Source organism: Mesotoga sp. UBA5825 (assembly GCF_002432955.1).
GTDB lineage: Bacteria > Thermotogota > Thermotogae > Petrotogales > Kosmotogaceae > Mesotoga.
Window position 1 is genome coordinate 1 of record NZ_DJHG01000013.1, and the last position, 9,785, is coordinate 9,785.

General features: G+C 48.4%; 9 protein-coding genes. 1 reads left to right on the forward strand and 8 read right to left on the reverse strand.

The annotated features are described in order from the left end of the window. Positions 1–221: 221 nt before the first annotated feature. Positions 222–779: a hypothetical protein gene (locus B3N33_RS00920; protein WP_292591852.1), complete on the forward strand. Its 558-nt coding sequence runs from the start codon at positions 222–224 to the stop codon at positions 777–779. A gap of 577 nt (positions 780–1,356) precedes the next feature. Here B3N33_RS00920 and B3N33_RS00925 read toward each other — a convergent pair. The 8 genes from B3N33_RS00925 to B3N33_RS00960 form a co-directional block, all read right to left on the reverse strand. Then, positions 1,357–2,334 carry a glycoside hydrolase family 130 protein gene (locus B3N33_RS00925; protein WP_292591854.1) on the reverse strand — a complete coding sequence of 326 codons (978 nt, stop codon included), beginning with the start codon at positions 2,332–2,334 and terminating at the stop codon, positions 1,357–1,359. A 23-nt stretch (positions 2,335–2,357) separates the two neighbouring features. Further along, positions 2,358–3,353, reverse strand: coding sequence for a LacI family DNA-binding transcriptional regulator (locus tag B3N33_RS00930; RefSeq protein ID WP_214059821.1), 996 nt, complete (start codon positions 3,351–3,353; stop codon positions 2,358–2,360). A 14-nt stretch (positions 3,354–3,367) separates the two neighbouring features. Then, complete coding sequence (gene bgaS, locus B3N33_RS00935; RefSeq protein ID WP_292591856.1) at positions 3,368–4,735, reverse strand: beta-galactosidase BgaS; 1,368 nt, start codon at positions 4,733–4,735, stop codon at positions 3,368–3,370. Positions 4,736–4,739: 4 nt separating this feature from the next. Continuing rightward, the gene (locus B3N33_RS00940) at positions 4,740–5,642 is read right to left on the reverse strand and encodes an ABC transporter ATP-binding protein (RefSeq protein WP_214078965.1); all 903 of its coding nucleotides are present in this window, start codon (positions 5,640–5,642) and stop codon (positions 4,740–4,742) included. Continuing rightward, entirely contained in the window at positions 5,643–6,593 is a 951-nt protein-coding gene (locus B3N33_RS00945) for an ABC transporter ATP-binding protein (RefSeq protein ID WP_214059824.1), read from the reverse strand. It abuts the gene before it with no gap. A gap of 2 nt (positions 6,594–6,595) precedes the next feature. Continuing rightward, a complete protein-coding gene (locus tag B3N33_RS00950) occupies positions 6,596–7,444 on the reverse strand; it encodes an ABC transporter permease (RefSeq protein WP_214059825.1) in 849 nt (282 codons plus the stop codon). Beyond that, positions 7,441–8,433, reverse strand: coding sequence for an ABC transporter permease (locus B3N33_RS00955; protein WP_214059826.1), 993 nt, complete (start codon positions 8,431–8,433; stop codon positions 7,441–7,443). Before B3N33_RS00955 ends, B3N33_RS00950 begins: the two co-directional genes overlap by 4 nt. Positions 8,434–8,926: 493 nt before the next feature. Next, positions 8,927–9,785 (reverse strand): ABC transporter substrate-binding protein (locus B3N33_RS00960; RefSeq protein ID WP_292591858.1); only part of this gene is annotated, 859 nt, incomplete at its 5' end.

The window sequence follows — 9,785 nt, forward strand, 5'->3', positions numbered from 1 at the left end:
GGGAGCATCTGTTCGCTGAAAGGCCCGAAATCCGTCAACGGTCCTCCGTCTTCCGAGACCGCCATTGGAATTTCTGTTTCGTCCTTTTCTGTGTTGAACCCTCCGCACTGATCATAATCCCAATGGAAATCACTATCATTTGAACTCGCTGTAAGAGAGTTATAATCAAGTTATCCAGTATCTTCTGAGAATAACGACGGGGATGTTGAGGTGGAGACACGGTGGATAGGAACAACAAGCAATCTCGAGCAGTAACAAAGAAAAAGAAGGTTCTTGACAAAATCAACGGTCATGATGCTCTTATTATACTGAAAGCCTTGGCCAACGAAGATCGGAGCATTGCAAAACGTATTGAGCAAATCGCATTGGAATACCTGCGCGATATAGATGTCGAGAACGTTGCTTCGCAAGTGTACTATGCGTTGGAAGGAATTGAAGTTGAGGATCTCTGGGAACAATCAGGCAGCATGAGGTATGGGTATGTGGAACCGTCAGATAGAGCGTGGGAAATGTTTGAAGAGGCTTTAGAACCATTCACAAATGAACTGAACAGATATTTCGAACTTTCGCTGGAGAACGAGGCGAAGAAATACTGCATGGGTATTCTGAAAGGAATAGACCAGTTCGGCAAAGAATCGACATCTCAGTTCAAAGACTGGGCCGAAGATGCTCCAGATGAGTTTTTCGAAAGGGTCTTGGATGACTGGAAGAGGGCCTGTAAAAATCCTGAGCATATACAGGAAATGGAAGACTTCATCGAACGGGGTCTCGGAAAGTGACGGTTTGGACGAAGACGAACAGAAGCTGGCATTATTGAAGAAAGGCGCACACATATCTTGATCTTTACAACAAGCCAATAATCGACTTTTCATTTGTCGATACGTATCCCAACCAGGGTCATGTGAGTGCGGGTAGACCACCCTGCAGTTAATGACCGTTATAACGAACAGGTTTTGCCATAAGTGTCTGGTATATAGAACATTATTTGGTATTATCGCTTCAGAGATCTTCTAGGAAGGAATGCAAGGATGTATCCATTGCCAAAGGATCTTCTCTCCAGTTCTCACTCATGTTCTTAGTCATTTCAGAATCAAGGGATTGATTTATCAGTTTTCATTGGAGACTGCTTAGCTGCAAGGGAGTTTGTTCCCGTTCACTTGGTTTGGCTGAACCGAAGATCCCAGCGGCACAATGGAATGTGCTGCCTTCATAACCTTCGTAAACATATCAGTCCACAAAAAGAGATAGTCCTATTTGCTTGAGATGGAGAAGATAACTTGCAATCCATGTGTTGATCCTTTCATAGACTACCTATTGGGAATCGGAACATTTCGACTACCGCATTGGTGACATTAATTACGAGTGCTCTTCTAGGAAGTCATACAGGATCTCTGCAGTCGTGAAGGCAAGCGCGGTAACGGTGTCTGCCGCTCCATAGTATATGGTGATTTTTCCCGTCTCGGGATCCTGGAGACTGGCGCACGGGAAGGTTACATTCGGAACGTCGCCGACGTTTTCGTAGGGCATTCTCGGATTGAGAATGTAATGCTTAGACCTCTTGATTACTTTCCAGGGCTTCTCCAGATCGAGAAGGGCAACGCCCGTGCTATATACATAGCCGTTGCACGATGTCCATACACCATGATAGATAAGCAACCAACCTTCCGAGGTCTCTATTGGAATGGGTCCAGCTCCCACTTTAGTTGATTGCCAGCCAACAGTGGGCGACATGACATGTCTGTGGCAGCCCCAGTGAATCATATCGGGGCCCTCGCAGTAGAAGATGTCTCCGAAGGGAGTGTGCCCGTTGTCGCTCGGCCTGCTTAACATTGCGAATTTTCCTTTGATTTTTCTCGGGAAGAGTACCCCATTTCTGTTGAAAGGAAGGAACGCGTTTTCAAGCTGATAGAAACTCTCGAAGTCGTATGTATAGCCGACACCTATGGTCGGTCCATGATAACCGTTACACCAGGTGATGTAGTATCTATCTTCGAGGAAGACGACTCTGGGATCGTATCCATAAACGAAACGGGCGATTTCTGGTTCCTCGGAAATGAATTCGATTCTCTCTCCATCGATGTTCCACGACAAACCGTCCTTGCTTTTCCCAGAGTGAAGCTCCATGGCGAGCTCTTTAGTGTCGACACGAAATACTCCTCTGAATTCATCTCCGTACGCTACTACTGCGCTGTTGAAAATGCTGTTGGCACCTACCACCATTTCGCGTGTGATAAGGGGGTTTCTCGAGTATCTCCATACCGGCTCGCGAAAATCTTCAGGCCTTTCTTCCCAGGGGAGATTATTGAGCTTGTTGCCGACTATTCTGATCGCCAAGGATGTCCTCTCCTTCCTCTCTGCTATATAGCTATTACCGATTCCCTTTCGACAAGGGCCGTGGGCAGAACGATATTCCTGAATACTCTCTTCTGGGTCAGCCTCAATCTCTCTATGAGTAGCTGAGCGGCGGCGCTTCCCATTTCGATTCTGGGTTGCGAGACGGTAGTTAGGGCGGGAATCGTATAAGGAGCGTGAACTGAATCGTCGAACCCTATGACGGATACGTCGTCAGGGACCCGAACACCCTTCTTGTGAAGCTCCTGCATTGCGCCCATTGCCACGTGATCGTTAACGGCAAAGATTGCCGTGAAATCAACGCCGGAATCCTGAAGGTAATCCCTGATGGCTTCCTGCCCATGGTGCGGCTCGAATCCTCCTACCCTTGCAACTTTCAGATCGAAGTCCGTGGATCTTGAAGCGAATTTTCTCAGCCCTTTCAACCTCTCCTTTGAAGCGTGCACACCCTCCTGCCCCGGAAGAAAGAGAACACGTCTGTGCCCTTTTTCGTGAAGGAATTTAGCAACGTTATATGCGGCAAAGGAGTTATCTATGTTTACGGAGTCGGCCTTGATCTCTCTTATTGGAGAGTCGACGGCGACAACGACTATTCCGCTCTCTATGAACCTGTTAAGCATGTGCTCGTCGCTGTGAAGAGTCGCAACTATGATGCCATCGACCTTTCGCTGGAAGTATTCGTTGAGAATCTCCTGCTCGCGACTGACCATCTCTCGGGCCATGGCGAGCATTACGTCGAACCCGTTCCTGTGAGCATAATCCTCGACTCCCATGAAGATCTCTCCGTAATGGTTTCCCATAGTGTTAGGAAGAAGGACGCCCAGGGTTCTGTAAAGACTCTTCTTTCGAATCGAAGGCATTGGATGATAGTTGAGCCTGTTAATCACCCTCAATACACGCAACTTAGTGTCTTCTGAAACATAGCCGCTTCCGTTCACTACCCTCGAGACGGTCGCTATCGAAACCCCAGCTTCGGCGGCGACATCTTTTATGGTTACCATCTAGACTTTCCCCCCTATTCAATGAGCAGGCTTTCGTCAAAAAGGTCGTACGGCTCTTTCAACATCTTCTTGAAGCTATTCACTGAGCCCTGTTCAATGATTTCTTTGAAAAGGTAGTAAGAAGGTCTTGGAGTTAGGCTTCCATCTTCAAAGTCTACACTCACCAGTCCGAAGCGCATCGCGAAGCCGGAGGCCCATTCGTAGTTGTCCGCGAGAGACCAGTGCAAGTATCCCTTTACACTGAAGCCCTCCTCAATAAGCTTTTCCACTGCGTGCAGGTGGCTGATGAGATAGTAAGGCCTCAGGCAATCCGCGCCATCTGCGATTCCATTCTCTGTTATAAAGACTGGGATATCGTACCTTCTCATTGTCATCTTCAGTATATTGTACAACCCTTCGGGGTAGATCTCCCAGCCGAAGTCGCTCGTCGGTCTGCCCGATCTGGAGAGCGAGTTGGGTTTACAACCCTGCCCAAATTCCGGCAAGACCCTATATCCTCTGTCGCTGTCCTTATCGGGTTGGACGACCATCCGTGAATAGTAATTTATGCCAAGAAAGTCCGTTCTCTCTTTTATGCGGTCGATGAATTCTAATTGAGCTTCCATGGCAGAATCGGCCGCGCTTTTTTCTCCGTCTATCCAGCTGAAAGCGTAGATCAAGCCCACCGGTGAGGCTGATTGGTTCTTGAGTTCTTCGTACGCATTCAGATGGGCGTTGATCAAGTTGGAGCGAGCCACTTCCACCAGGTCGGGCCTGACAATCGACGGAGGGAACCCGGAGGATCTGTTTCTATAACCAAGCATCGCCACGACGTCTGGTTCATTCTCCGTTGACCACATATCGACGATATCTCCAAGTCTCCTTCCGCATAGGCAGGCGTATTTGCGGAATTCTTCGGCCGTTCGCGGATCGACCCAGCCTCCGGCAGTGAAATCGGAGTACCTGTTAACCTTAATCGGTTCGTGGAGCCAAATGGGAAGTGAGAAATGGTTAAGATTAACCATTACCTTCATTCCCAGATTCCTTATGTCTTGAATCATCTCTCTGTAGTGCTCTATCGCTTCAGCGTTGCATATATCATCGATTTCATCTGCGCGTCTCTCGAAAGTTGGTTTAGGGAGAATTCTCGACCACTCCAACCCTATTCGTATTATCTTCATTCCCGAGTGGGCTGCAAGTCTGTGAAACTTCTCGAAGCCTGTCCAATAATCTGGCCCGCTTTCGGGTAGCGTTCCGCTAACTATCTTATTTTCGATGTTGAATTTATCGTGAGCCCAAACGTACCAGTCCGAGCCAGGGTCGATGCTCTCGGGAGAGTTCCTTCCCATCTCGAACTGAAATCCTGAAAGAGAGACACCGAACAGGAAATCTTCGCCAAACATACCTTCATCTCCTTTTTACGGCCACATAGTGATCCTCTTCAACTTTCACCATTTCTTGTTCCTCATCCATGATGGGGTCGAAACACTTTCGTCCGTCGATTTTCGTTTCGTAATCGCTCTTAAGGTCCTCCCACTTCTGGTCGAGCCTCGGCACTGAGGAGAGGAGCTTACATGTGTAATAATGCTGAGGATTGAAGAAAACCCTGTCAGTTCTTCCCATTTCAACGACATGACCTTTGAACAGTATTACTGTTCTTTCGCTCAAATAGTAGCCAAGAGACAGGTCATGGGTTATGAAGAGTATTGAAAGGCCCTTCTTCTTGAGGTCTGCAAGCAGGTTCAACACGTCGACTCTTGTAGAGGCGTCAAGCATGCTGATCAGTTCGTCGGCCACCAGAAAGCTTACGTCCAGCAGCAGGGCTCTGGATATGAGGATTCTCTGCAGTTGACCGCCGCTGAGCTGATGAGGATACTTACCAAGGATCTGATCTGGATCTAGGCCAACCTTTTTCAGAACTGTGTGCACTTTTTCCATCCAGTCACTGTAGTGCAACTTCCCGAAGAAAACCGATCGAAGATTCTCGAAGACTCTGTCCACTTTGAAGATAGGATTATAGGAGCTGAACGGGTCCTGAAAGACGCCCTGTACTTTTCTGTAGTAATCTCTTAGCTCAGAGCCCTTCAACACGCTAATATCACGTCCATCAAGTAGTATTTCTCCTTCAGAGATTGTCAGCAATCTCAGGATCATCTTTCCTATGGTGCTTTTGCCGCTCCCGCTCTCGCCTATTAGAGAGGTGACCTCTCCCTCTTCAATCTTGAAAGACACATTGTTTACGGCCTTGAGACTGCCTGAAGAGAACATTCCCGTCCTGAAGACCTTCGTCAGATTAATGAGCTCAAGCATCTAGCTCACTCCCCAGCAGGCCACCCAGTGTGAAGGTTCTATTTCAGTCATGGGCGGCTCCTCTTCGCACTTTTCAAAGGCCAGCGGGCATCTGTCCTTGAACCTGCAGCCTCTCGGAGGCGACAGTAGTTGAGGGGGTTTTCCTGGGATTCCTTTCAGTCTTCTATCTGTGCAGTGCACTCCAACCTCCGGCAGAGACAAGATAAGCATCTTCGTGTAAGGATGGGCAGGCTTTTCAATTATCACTTCTGTAGCGGCCCGCTCTACAAGCTTGCCCGCGTACATTATCAGTATCGAATCTGCTATCTGGTAGAGGATCGAGATGTCGTGGGTAACGAAGATGACGCTTTTGACAAAGCCCTTATCCCTGAACTCTACGATCATCTCGGCTACTGCGCGCTGAGTCGAGACATCCAGGGCCGATGTGATCTCGTCTGCTATTAGCAAAGAGGGATCTAAAAGCGTCGAGATAACCATTACAGCCCTCTGCTTCATTCCTCCCGACAGTTCTACGGGGTACATGTCTAGGACCGATCTATCGAGACCCACGAGATCCAGCCTCCTGTTAAGTTCGGGAAGGGCCTTTTCGTATCCCACGCCGTGACAGGCGAGAAGATCCGCAATGAGTTTCTTTAGCTTGACGGTAGGATTCAAAGCATTCATGGCGTACTGGGGTATTATGGAGATTCTTTTGTATCTGAAATCCTTCATCTTCCTGCTATCACCTATAGGAAGCTGACTTCCGTCAAGAGAGACACTGCCCTCGACGAGTTTCATCGGGAGACGAAGCATTATGAGGGAGTTGCTGAGAGTCGATTTTCCGCAGCCCGATTCTCCGGCAATTCCGGCAATCTCCCCGTCGCGAAGATCGAAGCTTACTCCGTCCAGGGCCTTGATATCTCCTTTAAGAGTCTGGTAATAAACTCTAAGGCCATCTACGCTTAGAGACATTATCACAGCTCCCTCAATTTAGGATTGAAAACTTCATCCAGTCCAGTATTCATGAAATAAAGCGCGCCGACGATAGCCGTGATAGCTACTCCGGGAGGTATCAGCCACCACCACATCCCAAGCTGAATTGCGCTCCACAAAACCGCATTCTGCATCATAAGTCCGAGCGAGATTCCCTGAGTCGGGCCAAGTCCTATGAAGTCAAGCGTAACCGCCGCGAGAATCGCTCCTCCGAATTGGAGTATGAATGTCATGAAGAGATAGGACATCATGTTCGGAGCGATTTCTCCAAAGATTATTTTCAATGGTTTCATGCCAGTGATTCTGGCGAGGTCGACGAAGTCCCTCGTTCTCAAAGTAAACGTCTGGGCCCTTATCGCTCTTGCCGCCCACGGCCAGGAGGTAAGACCTATAAATATGCTCTGTACAAGTATTCCTCTATATGGTAGGTAGGCCGCAACAATAAGAAGAAGGGCCAACGTCGGTATGACAGTAACGATATTGGTCAACATGTTGAGCAGTTCGTCGACCATGCCTCCTCGATAGCCGGCTATGAAGCCGATGAGGATCCCCAGAAATGTCGCGAGACCTCCGGCAACCAATCCGACCAAAAAAGTTGACCTCAGTCCATAAACCGTCTGCGAAAAAACATCTTGCCCGAAGGTTGTAGTTCCTAACCAGAACTCTTTTGAAGGCGGGTGGTAGCCCGGCCCGGCATAATCGAGCGGTCCGTGTTTCGCGAAGAGAGGTCCGAAGATCGCCAGCAAAATGAAGAATGAGAGTATGCAAAAACCGACCTTCAGACGCCCGTTTCTAAGGGCGAAATAAAGAAATTCATTCTTAGTCTTCATACAGTCTCTCCCCCTGCCGTGTGTCTGATTCTAGGATCAATCATTATATATGCGATATCCAGAATGATGTTGGCCAACAACACACCGACGATTATGAACAGAAAACAACCCTGTATGAGGAAGTAATCCTGATTCATAATCGCTTCCTTTAGAAGATGGCCGATACCGGGGTATGAAAAGACGACTTCGGTGGCAAGCGCTCCGGCAACTATTACACCGAGCTGGAGAGCAAGTCCCGTAATCTGAGGAAGGACCGCGTTCTTGTAGGCATACCGTCTGACGAGAGTGCTAGAAGCACCCAGAGACTCCAGGTACCTTGAATACTCGGCCTCGAGTTCATAGATGATCATGTTACGCATTCCGATGGCCCAGCCTCCAAACTGCACAAGAAAGAGAGAGCTAAATGGAAGTATCCAATGCTTCAGGAAGTCCCAGATGAAGGCCCAGTTCCAGCCTGGCACCATTGAAAAACTGTAGGCACCTGCTATTGGAAGAACGTCAAGCGCGACCCCAAAGAACCAGGCGAGAAGTATACCCAGCCACATGTACGGCGTAGCCGTTAGTACGTACCAGATGGGCAAGACTATGCCGTCAAGTTTCTTTTTCCTGGCGGCAAATGCACCGAACTTGTTGCCCAAAAAATAACTGAGCATAATTGAGGGAATCAACAGGGCAAGGTCAAAGGGTAGGGCCCTGGTTATCACCCTGGTTACCGGAGCCCCTGTAACATACAAGCTGACTCCAAGATCGCCTCTGAAAAGGCCTGCCCAAAAAGCGACATATTGACGAAGTGGTGATTTGTCCAGCCCATAGATCTCGTTAAGGTAGCCGGCGATTACCTCGGTTGTATCCGACCTGGTGGAAAACCTAGACAGCAGATTCGTAATTGGATTGCCGGGCATAAATCGCGGTATCATCCAGTCTATCGTAACCGCAAATACAAATGTCAGCAGGTAGATTATTATCTTTCTTCTGAAATAGGCTCCCACGGTCTGAGTCTCCTTCCTTTAACCCTACCCACAAGATGGAGAGCTTCATCTTCTTGACCCACCAAAACAAATTCTCGGTCAAAGCCGCGATACCAAATCCCATTCCGAACACCCAATCTGAGTCGTGTGACTCTCTAGACTTCGGCGAGCCAGAAAAAGGGGATTGGACAGGGACTTGTGTTTCTTCAAAGACTGAAGGGAGTTGCTCCAGTCATGTTGAGAAACTGCGCCTAGGAAGACTTAGTTGCAATCCTCATTCACAGGCAGTACGGCATCTGGATCAGTCCAATCCTATCGTTATCTTTATTGTCCTTAAGAATACAGACGGTCTTCTTGCCAAAAAAGCAATTTTGCTTCCTTGCCCAGCGAAAAACAACACCGGGAGCCCGAGCCATACAGGTTGAGTCTCGCATGAGCGAAATCGTCGAAATCCGAGTCTGCCAAAGGCCCCCACAGACAACACTACGTCCGCGGGGGCAGAAATATTAGTTCGTTACTTTGCCTCCAGAGCTGTCAGCATGAATATACCACCAAGTTGCCATTTTCCGTTCCAGGTGCAGGGATAATAATGAGGGCCGTGTTCACTCGGCCAGTTGGTCCATACATCGGTACTCGCTTGGAACCACATTCCGTTGAACCAGAGAGGAACGTAGGGAATCTCTTTCAAGAACAACTCTTCCAGTTCCGACATAATCTTCTGACCCGTCTCATAATCATCGACAGGCGTTCTGTCGAAGGCTTGCATTAACTCGAAGGCCTTTGGATTGTTGTATTTGCCGTAGTTGCCTTGAGTCTGCTGCTCTCTGATATCCCAGAACAACCAGTAGTAGTAACTCCATACAGTATTGGACAGATTGCTGTTGAAATTGTTGATAGCCATGTCAAATCTGCCGCCGTATAGTTCGTCCTGATATCTGGAGTAGTCGGGGAATTCAGCCTTAGCGTTGATTCCCACGGCTTTCAGGTTGTTGGCGATTATTTTTATTGACTCCATCCAGTCGGTCCAGCCGAAAGGAACGATTATGGAGAGTTCTATCTTGGAACCATCTGGCGCCTCAACAAACCCGTCTCCATTTATATCCTTGTAACCTGCATCGGCCAGGACCTTCTTGGAGACCGACGGATCGTATTTGAAACCGTACTGCTCGACTACCTGTTCATCGTAATACTTCATCCAGGCATCGATAGGAAGGAAGCCAAGCGGGTTAGACTTGATAACCTGGTTTTCGAAAACCCTTGTAACAATGTCGTCGGCGTTTATGGCCCAGGCAACGGCCTTCCTGAAGTTTACATCATCCATTGGCTTTCTGCTGTTGTTGAGAAAGAGAACTGCCGTGTTATCTGAAAGCATG

Excerpts from the sequence above, each read along its gene's own strand:
- B3N33_RS00930 (WP_214059821.1), bottom strand. The coding sequence starts at position 3,353 with ATGGTAACCATAAAAGATGTCGCCGCCGAAGCTGGGGTTTCGATAGCG.
- B3N33_RS00945 (WP_214059824.1), bottom strand. The coding sequence starts at position 6,593 with ATGTCTCTAAGCGTAGATGGCCTTAGAGTTTATTACCAGACTCTTAAA.
- B3N33_RS00940 (WP_214078965.1), bottom strand. The coding sequence starts at position 5,642 with ATGCTTGAGCTCATTAATCTGACGAAGGTCTTCAGGACGGGAATGTTC.
- B3N33_RS00950 (WP_214059825.1), bottom strand. The coding sequence starts at position 7,444 with ATGAAGACTAAGAATGAATTTCTTTATTTCGCCCTTAGAAACGGGCGT.
- bgaS (WP_292591856.1), bottom strand. The coding sequence starts at position 4,735 with ATGTTTGGCGAAGATTTCCTGTTCGGTGTCTCTCTTTCAGGATTTCAG.